Genomic DNA, 18,728 nt, shown 5'->3' with positions numbered 1-18,728 from the left:
AGCTAATTGCTTATAAATAAACTTTTTATTTTAGCAAAAATTTCCTTATCTTTGCTTACAAGGAAAATATCGCCTTCACAAAACGTGTAAAGATCCTCACACATAAAGAGCCCCGCTTCTATATCATACGTGCGCATTTTACCTTCGTATAAAACAAACGAAACATCGTGTGCATAAGCTAGAGAGAGGGCAAAAGCACCAGGAGAACGGTACTTAATTTTAGCAATTTTGAGCGTGTCATGTACCTTAAGTGAACAGTAAGATCGCTCAAAAATTCCCACCTTTGAAAAAGCATTACATGTAACAAGACTCAAAGCATTTTTTTCTAATTTTCCACGACGCAAACCCATTTTATCTTTGATAAAAATATCGCCATTGGCAAGATTAGTAATGACTGCTTTAGTGCATTTATCATTTTCAAAATAGGCAATAGAGGTGCCATAATAAGGAATATTTGAAAGCAGATTATCACTGCCATCTATGGGGTCAAGTACAATACGAATAGAGGAAGTAGGATTTTCAATCACCCCACTCTCCTCGGATACAATCGTTCCAAACGGTAAAAGATAATGAATAAAAGTTTTTTCTGCCACCAGATCAATGCCTGAACTCACATCTCCTCCTGCTCCAAGCGCAAAAGATTGGTAATGAGACTCTTCCAACCCTTTTACATGTAAAAGCTGAAAGAGCTCTCTGTTCGCTTGCAGTGCGGATTCAATAAAGCTCACGTATTATCCAAGCAATTTTTTAATCATGTGCAATGCGGCTTCTTTACCCTCTTTTGCTGCCGTAACAACCAGGTCAGAACCCCGCTTACAATCCCCACCTGCATAAACACCTGATTTCGTTGTTTGATATTCACTATTAACCACAATGACGCCTGTTTTTGAAACTTCAATGCCATTTTCAGCTAAGAAAGTCGGAACGGCTGGAGTAAATCCAAGGGCAAATATAATGACATCCGCATCTACCCTAAATTCGCCACCTTTAACAATTTCAACACATTGACGGCAGTTGGCATCTTTCGCACCTAAGATGGTTTTATTCATATCAATCCCGATCACTTGTCCATCAGAGTTGACTAAAATCTCTTTTGGCGTAACGTTATAGACAAACTCTGCACCCTCTTCAATGGCATTTTTAAACTCTTTTTTTGAGCCTGGCATATTGTATTTATCGCGTCTATAAAGGCAAGTCACACTTTTGGCACCTTCACGAATGGACGTTCGTAAACAATCCATTGCCGTATCACCACCACCAATGACCACGACATTTTTACCTTTGACTTCAAATTTTTTATCGTAACTCTCGCTGAAAAGTTTTTTCTGAATAGAGCGTAAAAAATCAATTGCCATAAAGACACCATTTGCATTTTCATTGGCAACATTGGCTTTGCGAGGATTTTCAGCCCCTATGCTTAAAAAGAGTGCATCATGACTATGGGCAATCTCATCAAAGCTAATGTCTTTACCGACATTTGTGTTTACATGTAACGTCATACCTGCGTCTTGAAGCCATCTCACACGACGTGCTACGACTTCTTTATCAAGCTTAAAACCAGGAATCCCATACGTTAAAAGTCCACCAGCCCTATTTTGTCTCTCATACATACTGACGGCAATACCCGCTCTTAGAAGATAAGTTGCACATGCAAGACCCGCAGGTCCCGCACCAATGATAGCGACTTTTTTCTTGGTCGTAATACCTGGGAAAGTAGGTTTAAGACCTTTTTTAAAGCCCTCTTCAGAAATAAAGGTCTCAATCGCGCCAATCGTAATGGCACCATGCCCGTCGTTCAGTGTACAATCCCCTTCGCATAAACGATCTTGTGGACAAATACGCCCTGTAATCTCAGGATACGGATTGCTCTCATTGGAGAGATTAAACGCAAGATCGCGCTTCATGGCACTAGTTGCTTTGAGCCAAAAAGGAATGTAATTATGCAAAGGGCATTTGCTATGACAAAAAGGATCACCACACTGGATACAACGATCCGCTTGCAAAGAGGCGTCTTCTTTACTCAAAACTTCATAAATTTCTTTAAAATCTTTGACTCTATCTCCGCTTGAGCGTTTTCTAGGCTCGCATCTCTCTTCATTAATAAAATTTTGCATCTTAGTCTCCTTGCTCCGGATTGAGTGGCACCTTCGTCATATCTTTAGGTCGCACTATCCAAAAATCTCTTACCGCGTGGCGGAAATTCTCTAAAATTTGTGTTGCTTTAAAGCTTGCTGTTTCATTGATATGTGTTCTAAGTAAACGCTTAAGGAAGTGGCGTGCTTCATCCATATCATCCGTATCAATACGCTCTGCGATGACAAGCTCTTGGTTGAGTTTATCAATAAAATCACGAGTTTCATCGTAAACAAATGCGACACCACCCGTCATACCAGCGCCAAAGTTTACACCCGTATCACCGAGAATGGCAACCACACCGCCGGTCATATATTCGCACGCATGATCTCCCGTACCTTCAACGACAGACGTTGCACCAGAGTTTCTAACACAGAAGCGTTCTCCAACATTACCAGCAATATAAAGCTTGCCACCGGTTGCGCCATACAAACAGGTATTACCAGCACAAGAGTAACCTCGACCTTGGTATTTTGGGGCAATAACGATTTTTCCACCGTTCATACCTTTGCCCACATAATCGTTTGCTGTCCCTTTAAGGTTGATGCTAATTCCATTGGCTAAAAATGCCCCTAATGATTGTCCAGCAACACCATTGAGTCGAAAGACGATACTGTCATCTTTAAGACCTTTGTTACCGTAAAATTTCGCAATTTCACCACTGATGAGTGTTCCAAAACTACGATTGGTATTGCAAATACTTTTATGCATCACAATTTTTTCATCTGGATTTTCAATCACTTTATAGACGTCTTTTAAAATCTCTTTTTCAAATTCATTTTTATCAAATGGATCATTGGACTTACCATTGTGGGTATTTGGACCTTCCAATCTCATAAGAATAGAAGAAAAATCAAATTTTTTCGCAAAGGCATCATCAATCACACTCAAAAGATCACTTCGTCCGATAATATCTTCCATCCGTGTGTAACCAAGATGCGCAAGTATTTCTCTCACATCTTCCGCTAGGAGCGTAAAGAAATTGATAAGTTTATCTACCGTTCCAACAAAATGCTCTCTTAATTTCTCATCTTGTGTTGCCACGCCTACTGAACAGCGGTTTAAGTGACAGACGCGAAGCACTTTACAACCAATGATCGTCAACGAGAGTGTGCCAAACGCATAACTCTCTGCACCCAAAAGAGCGGCTTTAATGACATCTAAACCTGTTTTTAAACCACCATCGGTTTGAAGATGAACACTATCCCGTAAATGGTTTGCTTTAAGGGCATTATGGGCTTCACTTAAACCAATTTCCCAAGGATTTCCCGCAAATTTGATAGAAGTCAGTGGTGCAGCACCCGTACCACCGTCGCCGCCGGAGATGATGATTTTATCAGCATACGCTTTGGCAACACCTGCGGCAATCGTTCCAACACCCGCAGTGGAAACCAGTTTAACGGTAATAATCGCTTCGGGATTGATCTGCTTCATATCGAAAATAAGCTGTGCCAAATCCTCAATCGAATAAATATCATGATGTGGTGGCGGTGAAATTAATGTCACACCTGGAATGGTGTAACGAAGGCTTGCAATAAGAGGCGTTACTTTATGCCCTGGAAGTTGTCCGCCTTCACCTGGTTTTGCCCCTTGCGCTACTTTAATCTGAATCTCTGTAGCAGAGCGCAAATACTCAGGAGTCACACCAAAACGACCCGATGCGATCTGTTTAATACGTGAGTTTTTATTACTTTTAAGACGTTCAGGCGATTCACCACCTTCACCAGAGTTGCTCATACCACCAATTTTATTCATCGCTTCGCCCAAAGCTTCATGCGCTTCAGGAGAGATGGAACCCAAACTCATGGCAGCAGTTGAAAAACGTTTAAAGATAGCTTCTTTAGACTCTACTTTATCTAGCGTAATAGGCTCACGATCGGATTTAAGTTCAAAAAAGTCTCTGATCATTTTTAGTCCACGATTATTGATTAGCTTCGTAAACTCTTGAAAATCTTTTTTCTCACCACTCATCGTAGCTTTATGAATCGCATGGATAGCATTAGGATGGTAGTCATGATGCTCTTGCCCATCAATATATTTATAAAATCCACCAATTTCTAATGGGAAAAGTTTTTTAGTCAAATTAAGCTCATACGCATGATGATGATTACGACTTAAACGCTCTTCAATATCCTCATAACCAAGACCAGGAATAAGAGAAATTGCACCGTCAAAACATTCATGAACGACATCTTTTCCAAGACCTAACACATCAAATAATGCAGAATTTCGATATGACGCAAGCGTTGCAATACCCATCTTTGACATAACTTTTAAAAGCCCTTGTCCAAGAGCATGATTCACATTTTTGAGTTTCGTTCTAATCTCATAAGAACCCATTTCACTTTTTTTACATTCATCTAAGATGGTACCATAGAGTAAATAAGGATAAATAGCACTTGCACCAAAGCCAATCATACAAGAACATGAATGTGTGTCAAGTGCCTCTCCAGAAATTGCTATAATCGAAGTCAATGAGCGTACACCTTCATCGAGAAGCACTTGGTTAACACGACCAATGACTAAAAGCATCGGTATTGGTTTAAGTTTTGCATTTATTCCACGATCATCCAAGAAAATAATACGAATACCCTCATTTTTAACCGCTTGTGCAATGTCATACGCTAAATCCTCCAAACTACCTTTGAGATTGTCTTCAAAAAGTGTTGAGAAGTAGCGATTTTTATATTCATCTTTATAACGTGCTTTGCTTGGATCACCAAAAGAGTCTAAGAGTTCAAATTTTTCTTGCATCAATATTGGTGAAATTGATTTAATACGGATAGCATGCTCTTGATCTTCATCTAAGATATTGCGAATCTCTCCAAAGCTCGTATTTAGACTCATAACTACTTTTTCACGAATAGGGTCAATTGGAGGATTGGTAACTTGCGCAAATTTTTGTTTGAAGTAGTCACTAAAATTGCGTTGTACATGACTAAAAGCAGCCATTGGCGTGTCATCGCCCATTGAACCAACACCCTCTTTACCATCTTTCATCATTGGTTCGATGACCATATTTTTAACTTCTTGGGTGATGTTAAAATAGCGTTGTTCTATTTCAAGATTTTCACGTATATAATCTGTTGTTTTTGAAAAAGGAATATCTACAAATTCTTGTAAATAAACAAGCCCTTTGTTCAGCCACTCAGTATAGGTATTTGAACTTTTAAGGTAATCATTAATGTCATCGTTTTTCATGATCTTACCAAATTTAAGATCCACGCCAATCATCTGACCACTTTGTAACCTGCCTCGTTCAAGAATGTTATCTTCTTCAATATCTAAGACACCGTACTCTGAAGAGATGATGATGCGATCATCTTTGGTGATGATGTATTTAGCAGGACGTAATCCGTTTCTATCTAAGACACAAGCGATGTGACGACCATCGGTTAAAGAAATGGCAGCAGGTCCGTCCCACGGCTCAAAATTGATACTTGAAAATTCATAAAAAGCTCGAAGCTCTGAGTCCATATGAGGCGCATTTTGCCATGGAGCAGGAATGAGCGAACGTACCGCTTTAAAAAAGTCAAATCCATTAATGAGCATAAATTCAAACATATTGTCCAAACTAGCGCTATCGCTCACATCATTCGTCGTCAATGGGTAAAGTTTTTGTAACTCTTCATCAGAAAAGATACTACTTTTCATGCACTCACTTTTAACCTGCGTATTAAAGCGATTGGCTGAGATTGAGTTGATTTCACCATTGTGTGCAAGGGTACGAAAAGGTTGTGCCAGTTTCCATTTTGGGAGTGTATTGGTTGAAAAGCGTTGGTGAAAAAGTGCAAATGTTGCTTTAAAATCGCTATCACTCAAGTCTGGGAAAAAGGTTTTGATGTAAGTTGGCATCACCAAACCTTTATACGAAATCACTTTACTCGAAAAAGAAGCAATGTAAAAATCAGGTTCACTTGCAAGCCTTCTTTCAACTATTTTACGAGTAAGATATAGCAATGCTTCAAAACGTTTTGTTGCAACGAGGGAAGAAGAAGTTACAAATACTTGTATGATTTGGGGGAGTGAATCAAGTGCTAATTTTCCAAGGGCTTTGGTTTTTACTGGAACGTCACGATATAAAAGAACTTTGAGATCGTTTTGCTCACAGGTCTCTTCAAAAATCCTTTTTTGTTCATCTGTCGTTAAAAAAATCATAGCAACAGCAAACTGCTTTGGAAGATCCACACCTAATTGGTGTGCTTCTTTTTTCATAAACTCAGCAGGCATAGAGAAAAGGAGTCCGCTACCATCGCCACTTTTGCCATCTGCAGCAATAGCGCCTCTGTGCATCATTCGCTCTAATGCCGTGATTGCATCTTCAACATTTTCATGGGTTGGAATGTTTTTAATATTTGCGATTAATCCAAAACCGCAATTGTCTTTAAATCCTGTAATGAGATCCATTTCACAAGCCTTTTGTGGAATTTTCATCAAAATTCTGACGAAATCTGACAAATTTTTAAGCTAAAAGCGAGCGGATAATACATTAAAAATACTTATTTTTCAATAAAACACTATTTTTCGATGTTTTATCTATTTTCTTATCATATTTTAAATTAATTGTCAATTAAATTTAAAATATAAATTATTAAAATTAATTTAAAATTTTAATAATAAGAAAATGTAGAGATGCTAAAATTCCTTATGCAAGGATATATTATCAATTTGAATCGTGTAAAAGACGAAGATTTAATTGTCACCATTTTAACGCAAAATAGCATTAAAACGGTTTATAGATTTTACGGTGCTCGCCATTCCACAATTCATTTAGGTTATAAAATAGATTTTGAAGCCATCCCCTCTCTCAAATCCACTCTGCCGCAACTTCGTTCTATTATGCATTTAGGAACGCCTTGGAATAATCAAAGAGAACGTATGCTTGTCTGGCAACCCTTCATCAGGCTTTTTTATACACATCTCAAGGACATAGGAACAATTGATAGTTTTTATTTTGATCTTTTAGAGCTATGTTCATCTATTTGGCAGATACAAAATCCTAAACGTATCGCTATAGAAGCCTATATTAAACTTTTAATATATGAAGGAAGATTACATGATGATTTTATCTGTTTTAACTGCGAAGAACCTATCTTAGAGGATTTAACACTTATTCGAGGTTTTTTACCTGCACATAAAACCTGTGCTTGGAATCAAACCTTTGATCTTTTACATGTAAAACAACTTTTTGAAGAACAAAGTACCATAGCACTGGATGATGAACAGATCAATGTGCTATGGAAGATTTTATTGGAAGGATTTTAACCTTGACACGACTGTTAGGTAAAACCTAACAGCCTGCGCTGCGCTATGCACTAAAGCTTGCTTCTTTCGAAGCAGAACAATCTTTTGTCTCTATTCGGAGATTTTCTCTAAAAAGCGTGCATCGCTAAAGCTGGTTGTTTGAATATTCTCAAATGCTTTTTTGAGTGAAATAAAAAGATCGGGGTTCTCTTTTTCCATATTAACAAGCATCTCTTTCGTTTTGGCACGCATCACGGGCATTTTGACATCAAAACGCATCGCAGGACATGCTTCATCTCCAATAATAGGCATATGAGCATCAATCGCACAATCACGCAGTTGACGCTCTCGTACATGAATGAGCGGGCGAATCACCCATAAGCCATTTTGCGCTTTGTATATGGGTGGCATTGAGCGAAGGGCTCCATTGTGTGAGAAGTTCATGAAAAAGCTCTCCACTGCATCGTCAAGGTGATGTGCAAGAGCTAATTTACTGTAACCATGTTCAAGCGCATAGGTGTAAAGAGCTCCTCGTCTCATGCGTGAAAAAAAACTACAAAAAGAGGAGTTTTCACGTATTTTATCTTGTGCAAGATCGAAAATCTTTGTATCGACAATCTCATGATCAATGTCATGCTCAATACAATGGTTGTGCAACGTCTGAAGATCTTCACCCATCCCATAGGCAATTGTAACGGCTTTAAATTCAAAATCAAATGGAGCGACACGTTGCATGTGTTTTAAAATATGCGCAAGACTTAGGGAGTCTTTACCGCCACTAAGCCCCAGCAAAATCTTATCGCCTTCTTTTATGAGGTTGTAATGGGCATTGGTACGCCCAGCAATGCGTAAAAGGCGTTTACTAATGGTGATCATACGTAAGTTCGTCCAGCATCGCGATAATAAACTGAGCACTCTCTTTAGCAGAACTGACTAAGAATTCATCGAAGCTAAAACCAGCGTCCATATCAGCCGCATCGCTAATCGCTCTTAGGACACAAAAAGGAACCTTCAATGCGTCGCAAACAACTGCAACCGAAGCACCTTCCATTTCAGTCGCATCCGCGTTGAAAGTGGAATGAATCCACTCTTTTTTTACACTATCACAAATGAATTGATCACCAGTAGCAATAATGCCTTCAAGCAATTTAATCTTTTGAACAGACGCTACTTTTTTAGCTATTTCGATAAGAGCTTTATCCGTTTCAACATACACAGAACCCTCAGGTACGTAACCATGAGGATGACCGAATGCGGTAATATCAAGATCGTGCTGAGCAAGCTTCGTGGCTACGAGCAAGTCACCCACTTTTAATGAAGGATTAAGGGCACCTGCGACACCTGAAAAAAGAAGCTTTTGTGCTCCAAATTTTTCAATCAGCGTTGAGGCTGTCAAACTAGCATTCACTTTACCAATCTTGCTGTAAGCGATCACTAAATCCATACCTTTATACGATGTGACGTAGTAACTATTTTTGGCAAACTCAATCGTTTCATAATTTCCAAAAAATTCTAAAAGTGGTGTGATCTCTTCGACCATTGCACCCATAATAGCTATTTTCATTTTTTCCCTTTTACAAAAGTGCTAGCACTTCTTCTAAACTTTTCATATCAGTAATACTATGTGTTGGTTTTTGAGTGATCCGTTTATTAAGACCCTTGAGCACTGAGCCACCAAATTCAATAAAAGCGTCTGTTGATGATTCTACATGTAAAATGGATTGTTTATATTTTACAGGTGAAATAAGCTGCTGGGATAGAAGTATTGTCGCCTCAGCTTTGCTTTGGTATTCAGATGCGGTTACATTGGAGATAATAGGCGTTGTGAAACTCTCTTTAAGCCATTGGTCTAAATAAACTTCAAGTTTTGATTGAGCCGAACTTAAAAGTGGACAGTGACTTGCTACAGACATAGGAAGTAGCACTGATTTTTTAGCACCTGCCTCTTTAAAAAGTGGCTCTAAAGATATTAAATCATCACGATTACCTGCAATCACAATCTGTCCATCACCATTGTAATTTGCTGCCCAAACTTTTTTACCCAGTTCACGCTCTTTACATGTAAGATTTTCAACACTTGCATCATCTAAGCCAAGAAGCGCCATCATTCCAGCATTAATGCCTTCACATGCTTTTTTCATCAAAAGACCGCGTTGGTGTACAAGCTCTACAGCATCCAAATAATCCATAGCACCAGCTGCACTCAAAGCAGAAAACTCTCCTAAGGAGTGACCTAGAACTACTTTAGGCACCACTTTACACTGTTCCACAAAAAGACGATGAGCAATAAGGCTGACTAATAAAATAGCAGGTTGTGCAAACTCTGTTTGATCTAATCTATCATTTTCTTCAAATAGAAGCGTTGTAAAGTCAAAGCTTACTCTCTGGCTTGCTTTTTCAATCATCTCTTTTGCAATGGATGAATGATCATAAAAATCTTTTCCCATACCAACTTTTTGGCTGCCTTGTCCAGGGAATATAAAGATACTATTATTCATTGATTAACCTTTTATATTTTACATGTAAACTTTGCAGACTTACTACAAGGTAAACATCTAGTCTATTTTTAATCTATCTTTGTAATCGTTGATTTTTTTACGTAGGGTGTTTCGATTAAGTCCAAATTTTTCACTAATAGCAAGTTGTGAACCAAACTTGGTATAACCGCTTTTAATCATTGGGACATCAAAAAGATACAATAGCTCACGATAATCATTTCTCCCACCTATACGTTGGGATAAAAAACGCTCCATCATCGCCAAAATCTCTTCTTCTCCAAAGGAGTTCATCAAATAAGCATTATACACTGAGCGTCGCAGAGAATAACAATTTTTACTCAAGTCTGGCACAATTTCCTCTAACGAAGGAGCTTCACCAAATTCTCCATCAAACATCATGCACGCTTCTTGAGCAAACTTTTCCATCAAAGGGATCACATCCTCCATACGTTCACGTAAAGGGGGAATGACAACTTTAAGACTAAAAAATTCATCCATGAGTGCTTCGCTTATAGGCAAGCTTGATGTAGCAATAATTCTTGTTTTATGAACATCTAGGGCAATTTTAAGTTTTTTATAATTAGTAATTTTATGAAAGTTTTTAACAATAAGACTGCTGTTGGTTTCAATGAGTGCTAACAGCTCATTAAAGGCACTTGCATCGACAATAGGTGCTGAAACAATATGACTAGCAAGACTTTGTTTCCCTACACCACTTTCACCTAAGATAAGTGCATTGATTGTAACACTTTTAAGAAGATTTGCAGACTTAAGAGCCTCCATAGAGGCTCTAGACTTTGCTATATAATTAGTGTGATCCACAACATCCGCCACCATGTGAGTGACTTTCGCCGCCGCAGCATCCACCTTCACCGTGTTCGTGGTCATGTCCATGATCATGTCCACCACAACACTCTCCTTCTTCATCATGGTCATGTGAACCGCATCCACCTGCACCACAACCACAACTGTGTCCACCACCAACATAGCCATTTAGAAGCTCATCTGCTGTTGCATCACGTACTTCTAAAATACTAATTGCGAATAAAAGATCTTGACCTGCTAAAGGATGGTTAAAATCGATTTCAACAGTCTCATCATTAAAGTTTTTGACAATAACTTGAACTGTCTCACCATGTTCACCTTGACCATAAAGTGTCATGCCTGCTTGAAGCTCAAGACCAGCAAATTGCTCTTTTGGTAATGTTTGGACAGCATTTTCGTCATAAATGCCATAGGCATCAGCTGCAACTACTTTAATATCAGCGTTATCACCAGCTTTAAGCTCTTTAATTTTTTCTTCTAATCCTGGAATAATTTGACCTTTTCCAACAATAAAAGAAAGTGGCGCTGCATTAAGATTACTATCTAAAATTTCACCATTATCAACATTTCTAAGCTCATAATGGATTGAAACTACTTGATTATCACTAATACTCATATTTTCTCCCTTAATTTATAAACATAAGATTTTAACATATATTTGTTGTATATGCCCTTAGGAGAAATTGTTAAGTCTATTTTTTGTGCAAGAAAATGTATAAAAAAAACTATTTTACTTTTTTTGCTTCTGGAGAATCAGGGTATCCATCTTTGAGAGCTTTATAAAAACCTTGTGCTTCTTTAGCTTTTCCAAGCTTTTCAAATGAAACACCTGTATGATATAAAAGTGCTGGAGTATAAGCTGCTTTATCCGATGCAGTAATACTTGCTTTATAATGTTCAATAGCAGTAGAATAAGCTTTTTGGTTATAAGCTGCTTCACCTAAACTAAAATTTGTTTTAGCAGGCTTGTAATTGCGATGTAAAAGTTCTGTATAAAGGGCTTGTGCTTCTGAATATGATTTCTTATCAAGCAAATCATCTGCCTCTTTTGTCAATGTGGCACTATCTTTTGTGCTAAGTTCTTTTGCAGAAATTACTTTAGTCGCGGGAGGAGTTTCCTTCACAGTGTCTTTTTTTGTAGAATCAATTGCGGGAGTAACTGTTTTAGAAGCACTCTTCCCACCTCTTACTTCATTAGCAAGTTGATCAAATTTATCTTTTGGAACATAATTTTTATTAATGGAATCAATTAATGTTCCAAGTTCTCCAACAACTGTTTTTATTTTCTCTTGGTTATCCGCTTGAATTTTACGATTTTCTTCAACATACTCTCTGAGTTTTTTATTTTCCTCTTCGAGTTGTCGCATTTTATCATCTTGTTTAGCAATTTTACTTGCATAACTATCAACAACTGATCGCATACCTTCATATTGTTCAGAAGAAATACTACCTTGATCAGTTTTTGTTGAACTAAGATTATCATTGGAAGTAGAAGATATTGTTTTTTGATTATTTTGGAAATACTTTTTGTCACTTACACTAACAGTATTACTATAAGACGTAGTAGCACTGCTACTATCAACATCGTTTGTATTACTACCAAAGGCTGAGGGTTCATTCGATAGCGCTGCCAGAGGCAGCAATGCTATCGAAAATAGAAGAATTTGTTTTTTCATTCAATCAAGATTATGGAAGTACTTTAAATTCTGCTCTTCTGTTTTTAGCCCAAGCTTCTTTATTGTGCTCTGTACTAGCAGGATTGCTCTCACCATAACTTACAACTGTAATTCTATCTGCAACCATACCTTTAGCAACTAAACCATCTTTAACACTTTTTGCTCTTTTAAGACCAAGTGCGTAGTTGTATTCGTCAGTACCGAATTCATCACAGTTACCTTCAACTTTGATTGAGAAGCTTTTTGCCTCTGCAGAGTTGAATAATGCAGCGTTTGCATCAATATTTGCTTGTTGGTCTTTTCTGACATTATATTTGTCAAAATCAAAATAGATTGTTTTAGAATTAGCTTCTAAAGAAGCAATCAATTTTTGAAGTGCACTCATGCCATCATTTACACCAGCACCTTTTGTATCACCAGTTCCTTTAGTCATATCGACTTCTGGACTTTTTTGGCTACAACCTGTTAAAACCAAAACCGCTACCGCTAAGCTCGTTAAAGCTAATTTACCCATTATTAGATCCTTTTTAAAAGTTCAAATTTAAAAACTTCGGAATTATACCACATTTTTTTTAAAAAATCACCAGTCTATTGACTGAAGTTTACCTATTTTTAACGGAAACTGATATGTTTTGTTTGCATTTAGTCGAATTATCCCCAAAGCACTCTGATTTCCAAATTGTTTTATAAACATAATAGTATCAGGATCTTGCGAAAAACGTGGATAAAGATTTTCTCCAGATGCAGTCAATTGTCTAAGATAATCTGTTTTTGTTGAAATTAAATAGAGATTAAAAGTATTTCGTCCAAATTCACTATCCCCTTCTCTACTTGAGTAAACAATATAATTATCATAGGTTGAGATTGAATTCTTATTTTTTCCATGATAAACGAGCTTTTCAAAGCTTTTATCATAAATTCCTTGTGCAAATATATCAGGATTTCCTAGTCGATCAGAAACAAAGGCGATGCGTTTATCATTATCGATAAAGTTTCCATTCACATTAATACCTGCATAATCAGTAATTTTAGTGATTTTTCTACTCTGCAAATCATACAAATAAATATCTGGATGATCTTTAGGTGCCATCGTCAGAAGTAACTTATTACCATCTTTTGAAATATCAGAGCAAACAAGCATTCCAGAACTTGAAATAATACTTTTTCTACTCCCATCTTTTAAATCATACCTGTAGATAGTTGGTTCAGCACCATTATAGGAAGTGTAAAAAAATGCACTTTGTTCTGTATTCGCCCATTTAGGAAAGACATTTAGACCACCAGAAACAATCAATTTTTGATAGCTGAGTGTATAATCTGAAATGACAATTTCACTTTTTTTTGCTTCTGTATACCGTGCGAATAAAACTGATTGCTCCATCCATTTGACCGAAGGTGCACCCACTTGATCATTTGCATCAACAACAATTTTATGTGCCAAAAAAGGGTTTCTTTTTTTATCACTAATACTATACGATTTTTCAAAAGTTGTTGCACCCGTTTTAGCATTAATCAATTTTACATTTGCGGATGCCGTATTGAAATCTTGACCTAAACTAAAACGCAAAATCATATCTACTTTTTTATCTGATAGAAAATTTTCTAAAGGTCCCCCTTCATAACTACTTTGCAAATATTCGTCAAGTACATTAAAATGGCTACTAACGCGCAAATCTCCTGCAATAAGTTTAAAAAAACTTTTTCTAAATTCCAAATCAACATTTTTTGGACTTGCATCTTGTACCGCAATTTTGGGTAGCACATCTATTTTTTTTACAATTTCTACTGTTGCATCTGAAGCATATGCAAAAATTGTTAAAAAGAAGAAAGCAACTATTTTTTTGATCATGTTTTACTCCTTTATATCTTTAAATTCAACCTGCATCTCAAAAAGTGGTCCTTTTTCGTACTTTGGAAATTCTACACTTTCCATAGCTTTTAAGAATTCTTTGAGTTTCGTGTTAAATTCATTATTATAAGACAAAGAAACTATTTTATAACTAAAGGTTCCTCGATCACTTACTTTGATTACAACCTTAGCGACATTTCCATTTTCTGTATCAATCGTCTTTTGCCAATTTTCTTCTAAGATCTCTTGTACTTTACCAATGAAAGGGTCATACTCTCCACCTTTTTTAGTATCAATTGAATGTTTTTGCTCAGAAAAGTTCAATGAGTTAGCAATTTTAGATGCTGCATTCTCACTTTTTTCTTTTGTCTCTTCTTTATTCGGTTTGATACGTGTTGGCGTAGTTTGGTCTTTTTTCTGTTCTTTTGCATCAGGAGGTAATTTGGAAGTGTTAATATCTTCAAAGAGACCTCTAAGTGATTGACTCTTTACAGCTTCTTTTGGAGAAGAAGCAACTTTTTTCTCTTCAGAGACAGGTTTTTCTGCCGGTTTTTCAACTGGTTTTTGGACCTCTTCTTTTTTTCGTTCCTCTTTTGGCTTTTCTGAGTCATTCTTTTTGCGCTCAACCAAAGCAACATTCATAGGATCTTTGTTTGAAGTATAATTTTTGATAGTATCTTTTTGAGAGCTTAAAACATAAGCGAGACCAACTAAAAGACATATATAGAGAAGGATGGACAAAGTCCATCCAAAAGAGGCATATCTATTCACACTCGACACAGTATTTATCCATTCGTTTCTAAAGATACGTTCGTAAAACCAGCCTGCTTAATTGTTTTGAGCACAAACATGACATCTTTATAAGAGAGACCTTCATCAGCTTTAATATAAACAATGCTCTTAAGTGGATATTTACTTTTTTGCATCATAAAACTATCAGGAAATTCGGCAAGAGTAAAGTTATCACTTTTTATGTAAACTTTTTTATCTTTCGTTACCCGAATTTCAAGTTCAGGAAGTTTACTAACAACAGCTGATTTACTACCATCGGGAAGTTTAATCACCTCTTCATAAACTAATGCAGGTGTTGTTACCATTAAAATGGCGAGGAGTACCAACATAATATCCACCAGTGGAGTAATGTTTAGTTCTGGTACTTCATCCAATTGACTCATCATGTTAGCTATCTCGTCTTGTTTCGTTTGCAGAGAGCAAAATATCTACTTCTCTTTGTACATAGACAATCACTTCATAAGCTTTTCTTCGAAGAAAGAGATTTGTACTGTATGCGGGTATAGCTACAAAAATGCCTGTAGCTGTTGCAACTAAGGCTTCACTAATTGCTGGAGCTATTACACCAAGAGATGCGCTACCTGATTGACCAAGCCCACTAAATGTTTGCAAAATTGAAACAACCGTTCCAAACAATCCAATAAAAGGTGCTGTTGAGGCAATAATAGAAAGCATCCATAAACCGCTGGTTGCATTTTTTTCAGCAACATTTTTACATACATTCAAAAGTTTTTCCGAAGCGCCTGCTGCACTTGAACATTTTCTCAGAATTGAATCATCACGTACATTCTTAGCCCCCATGAGCATTGATTCTAGCGAATTTTTTTCAATTGAAAGCCAATAACCCAAGTAAAGATACCTACTAAAGAAGATACCACATGTTATGATAAAATAAGCAGATAGCCAGATCAAAATCACCCACGTAAAAAAACCACTTCTTGCAAAATAGTTCAAAAATAATTCAAATGATGACATAAGATTTAAAACTTCCTTGTTTTTGCAATTGAGTCGATTTTTGCTGTAGCCATAGCAATAGCGACATCTGAGTCACTAATGCTCTCTAGAAGTTGCTTAGCAGCTTCTAGAGATTTTGCTACTTCACTTTCAGTAGTTCCACCAATTGAGACAGCACCATCAGCTAAAACAGTTACAGAATTTTCATCGACTTTGACATGACCCCAATTAATCGCAACAACATCATGATTGCCATCTTTAAGCTCAATATCAATTACGCCTGCTTGTAATAGCGTTACTAAAGAGGCGTGATTTGGTAAAACACCAAACTCACCCTCTTTGCCTGGAAGCGTAACACTCTTTACATCGTTAGCAAAAATTTGACCTGTTGGAGTCACAATTTCTAATTTTAATGTATTCATTTTTTAACCTTATCGCTTCTTAGCTTTTTAGTTTTGCAGCTTTTTCAATAACTTCTTCGATACTTCCAACCATATAAAAAGCAGCTTCTGGTAAATCATCATATTTACCATCTAAAATACCTTTAAATCCTGCGATTGATTCTTCTAGCGTTACATACTTTCCAGGGCTCCCCGTAAATACTTCCGCAACGAAGAATGGTTGTGATAAGAATCTTTCAATTTTCCTAGCACGATCAACTGTCACTTTATCTTCTTCGCTGAGCTCATCCATACCAAGAATTGCAATAATATCTTGCAAATCTTTATATTTTTGAAGAACTGCTTGAACACCACGAGAAACAGTGTAATGTTCAATACCTAAAATATCTGGATTAAGCATACGAGAACTTGAATCAAGTGGATCAACTGCCGGGTAAATACCTTTTTCTGCAATTGATCTATTAAGTACGGTTGTTGCATCTAAGTGAGCAAACACCGTTGCTGGAGCTGGATCAGTTAAGTCATCTGCTGGTACATAAACTGCTTGAACAGAAGTAATTGAACCTTTTTTAGTTGATGTAATTCTCTCTTGAAATCTACCCATTTCACTTGCAAGAGTAGGTTGATAACCAACAGCTGAAGGAATACGTCCAAGAAGCGCTGACATCTCAGCACCTGATTGAGAAAATCTAAAGATATTATCGATAAACATCAAAACATCAAGACCCATTTCGTCACGGAAATATTCTGCCATTGTAAGACCTGTAAGGGCAATACGGTTACGTGCTCCTGGAGGCTCGCTCATTTGACCATAGCACAATGCAACTTTATCCAAAACGTTGGAATCTTTCATCTCATGGTAAAGGTCATTTCCTTCACGTGTTCTCTCACCAACACCAGCAAATACTGAATATCCACTGTGTTTAAACGCAACGTTATGAATCAATTCCATAATAATAACGGTTTTACCAACACCAGCACCACCGAAGAGTCCAACTTTACCACCTTTTGCATAAGGGGCAAGAAGATCAACTACTTTAATACCGGTTTCAAAAATCTCTGATTTTGTACTTTGTTCTTCAAATTTTGGTGGTTCTCTGTGAATAGACCATAGTGTTTTTCTTGAAACATCAGCACCTTGATCAATAACATCACCAATGACATTAAAAATACGTCCTAAAACCTCTTCACCTACAGGAACTTGGATAGGATTTCCCAAAGCTTTAACTTCAATTCCTCTTGTTAAACCCTCACTCATATCCATTGCAATTGTTCTTACACGGTTGTCGCCTAAATGTGCTGCTACTTCAAGAATCAAACGTTGTTTCTTGCCTTCTACTTCATAATTCACTTCAATCGCTTCATTGATTTTAGGAAGGTAGCCATTAAAATCGACGTCAACAACTGGACCCATGATCTGGCTAATTAATCCATTCATTGAATATTCTCCTTTTATTTTTTGCAAAACAGTTTATTTCATAGATTCTACACCACTGATGATCTCAATGAGTTCAGTAGTAATAGACTCTTGTCTAGCTTTATTGTATGCCAAAGTTAAAATACCCACACGTTCTTTGGCGTTATTTGTTGCATTTTCCATTGCTTGCATACGTGCGCTGTGTTCAGCAGCTAATGAATCAACCAATGCATAATACATATTGAATTCAAAATATTTTTGTAACAATGAGTCCAAAATCTCTTCACCACTCTCATCAGGCTCTAATTCCATTAAAGAGCTCGTTTCAAGTGTCTCAAGAGGAGATTGTACAGGTACAACATCCACGATTTTTAACTCCTGTGAAATCATATTTTTGTAACCATTATGGACTAAGATAACTTTATCTGTTTTACCTTCGACAAAATCATTAATGGCACTTTGAATAATTTCTTGTGCTTTTTCATAGCTTGGAGATGAACTTACACCAGCATAAGAGGTCAAAAGTTCAGTTCCTTGAAAATTGAAAAATGCCATACCTTTTCTTCCAACAGCACGAAGTCTAACCGTCACTTTTTTCTCTGCATTTTCGGTTAAAAGGTTACGAACAGCTTTAATCGTTTGAATATTAAAGCCACCACACAATCCTTTATCTGCTGTCACAAAAATAACATCTATCGTGCTTGGAGTTTCATTTTTATCAAAGAAACGACTTTCAGCAGCACCATTTTTGTACTGATTAATTTTATATGCAATTTCAGAGAGCACTTCGTTAATCTTAACGGCATACACACGTGATTGCTTTGCAGCCATTTCTGCTCGTTTCAACTTTGCAGTGGAAACAAGCTTCATAGCCCGTGTCGTCTTTTGAGTATTTTGAACACTCTTGATTTTTCTCTTTATCTCTTTAAGGTTTGCCAT

At 37.0% G+C, this 18,728-nt stretch carries 18 protein-coding genes; 1 reads left to right on the top strand and 17 read right to left on the bottom strand.

Annotation, left to right across the window (positions count from 1 at the left end; genetic code table 11):
• Positions 1-2: 2 nt before the first annotated feature.
• From SJPD1_RS03170 to gltB, 3 genes are read right to left on the bottom strand one after another with little or no spacing between them, the layout of a single operon-like run.
• The gene (locus SJPD1_RS03170) at positions 3-728 is read right to left on the bottom strand and encodes an inositol monophosphatase family protein (RefSeq protein ID WP_096045927.1); all 726 of its coding nucleotides are present in this window, start codon (positions 726-728) and stop codon (positions 3-5) included.
• Between the two features lie 3 nt (positions 729-731).
• Positions 732-2,114 (bottom strand): glutamate synthase subunit beta, encoded by a 1,383-nt coding sequence (locus SJPD1_RS03165; protein ID WP_096045926.1) that lies wholly within the window; start codon positions 2,112-2,114, stop codon positions 732-734.
• Between the two features lies 1 nt (position 2,115).
• A complete protein-coding gene (gene gltB / locus SJPD1_RS03160; RefSeq protein WP_096045925.1) occupies positions 2,116-6,540 on the bottom strand; it encodes a glutamate synthase large subunit in 4,425 nt (1,474 codons plus the stop codon).
• A gap of 240 nt (positions 6,541-6,780) precedes the next feature.
• Between gltB and recO the strand changes: the two genes are divergently transcribed.
• Positions 6,781-7,398, top strand: a complete 618-nt coding sequence (gene recO, locus SJPD1_RS03155; protein WP_096047779.1) for a recombination protein RecO — start codon at positions 6,781-6,783, stop codon at positions 7,396-7,398.
• Positions 7,399-7,488: 90 nt separating this feature from the next.
• On the opposite strand, the gene SJPD1_RS03150 is transcribed toward recO, so the two are convergent.
• The 14 genes from SJPD1_RS03150 to atpG form a co-directional block, all read right to left on the bottom strand.
• Positions 7,489-8,253 carry a PP-loop family protein gene (locus tag SJPD1_RS03150; RefSeq protein WP_096045924.1) on the bottom strand — a complete coding sequence of 255 codons (765 nt, stop codon included), beginning with the start codon at positions 8,251-8,253 and terminating at the stop codon, positions 7,489-7,491.
• Positions 8,240-8,941: a 5'-methylthioadenosine/adenosylhomocysteine nucleosidase gene (locus SJPD1_RS03145; protein ID WP_096045923.1), complete on the bottom strand. Its 702-nt coding sequence runs from the start codon at positions 8,939-8,941 to the stop codon at positions 8,240-8,242. The genes SJPD1_RS03150 and SJPD1_RS03145 overlap by 14 nt, the downstream gene beginning before the upstream one ends.
• A 10-nt stretch (positions 8,942-8,951) precedes the next feature.
• On the bottom strand, positions 8,952-9,875 hold the full coding sequence (gene fabD / locus SJPD1_RS03140) for an ACP S-malonyltransferase (RefSeq protein WP_096045922.1): 924 nt from the start codon (positions 9,873-9,875) through the stop codon (positions 8,952-8,954).
• 57 nt (positions 9,876-9,932) lie between these two features.
• A complete protein-coding gene (locus SJPD1_RS03135; protein ID WP_226372280.1) occupies positions 9,933-10,775 on the bottom strand; it encodes a Fis family transcriptional regulator in 843 nt (280 codons plus the stop codon).
• Positions 10,684-11,316, bottom strand: a complete 633-nt coding sequence (locus SJPD1_RS03130) for an FKBP-type peptidyl-prolyl cis-trans isomerase (protein ID WP_096045920.1) — start codon at positions 11,314-11,316, stop codon at positions 10,684-10,686. Before SJPD1_RS03130 ends, SJPD1_RS03135 begins: the two co-directional genes overlap by 92 nt.
• Positions 11,317-11,425: 109 nt before the next feature.
• Positions 11,426-12,376, bottom strand: a complete 951-nt coding sequence (locus SJPD1_RS03125; RefSeq protein ID WP_096045919.1) for a tetratricopeptide repeat protein — start codon at positions 12,374-12,376, stop codon at positions 11,426-11,428.
• 10 nt (positions 12,377-12,386) lie between these two features.
• Positions 12,387-12,890: an OmpA family protein gene (locus tag SJPD1_RS03120; RefSeq protein ID WP_096045918.1), complete on the bottom strand. Its 504-nt coding sequence runs from the start codon at positions 12,888-12,890 to the stop codon at positions 12,387-12,389.
• A 66-nt stretch (positions 12,891-12,956) separates the two neighbouring features.
• Entirely contained in the window at positions 12,957-14,222 is a 1,266-nt protein-coding gene (tolB, locus tag SJPD1_RS03115; protein ID WP_167750682.1) for a Tol-Pal system protein TolB, read from the bottom strand.
• Between the two features lie 6 nt (positions 14,223-14,228).
• Complete coding sequence (locus tag SJPD1_RS03110; protein WP_087437846.1) at positions 14,229-15,005, bottom strand: TonB C-terminal domain-containing protein; 777 nt, start codon at positions 15,003-15,005, stop codon at positions 14,229-14,231.
• A 5-nt stretch (positions 15,006-15,010) separates the two neighbouring features.
• Positions 15,011-15,403, bottom strand: coding sequence for an ExbD/TolR family protein (locus SJPD1_RS03105; protein ID WP_096045916.1), 393 nt, complete (start codon positions 15,401-15,403; stop codon positions 15,011-15,013).
• A 1-nt stretch (position 15,404) separates the two neighbouring features.
• A complete protein-coding gene (locus tag SJPD1_RS03100; protein ID WP_096045915.1) occupies positions 15,405-15,992 on the bottom strand; it encodes a MotA/TolQ/ExbB proton channel family protein in 588 nt (195 codons plus the stop codon).
• 5 nt (positions 15,993-15,997) lie between these two features.
• Positions 15,998-16,393: an ATP synthase F1 subunit epsilon gene (atpC, locus tag SJPD1_RS03095; RefSeq protein WP_087437843.1), complete on the bottom strand. Its 396-nt coding sequence runs from the start codon at positions 16,391-16,393 to the stop codon at positions 15,998-16,000.
• 19 nt (positions 16,394-16,412) lie between these two features.
• A complete protein-coding gene (atpD, locus tag SJPD1_RS03090; RefSeq protein WP_096045914.1) occupies positions 16,413-17,810 on the bottom strand; it encodes a F0F1 ATP synthase subunit beta in 1,398 nt (465 codons plus the stop codon).
• 33 nt (positions 17,811-17,843) lie between these two features.
• Positions 17,844-18,728 carry an ATP synthase F1 subunit gamma gene (atpG, locus tag SJPD1_RS03085; RefSeq protein WP_096045913.1) on the bottom strand — a complete coding sequence of 295 codons (885 nt, stop codon included), beginning with the start codon at positions 18,726-18,728 and terminating at the stop codon, positions 17,844-17,846.

The organism is Sulfurospirillum diekertiae, assembly GCF_002309535.1.
GTDB classification, from domain to species: domain Bacteria; phylum Campylobacterota; class Campylobacteria; order Campylobacterales; family Sulfurospirillaceae; genus Sulfurospirillum; species Sulfurospirillum diekertiae.
This window is presented reverse-complemented; position numbering and strand designations above follow the sequence as displayed.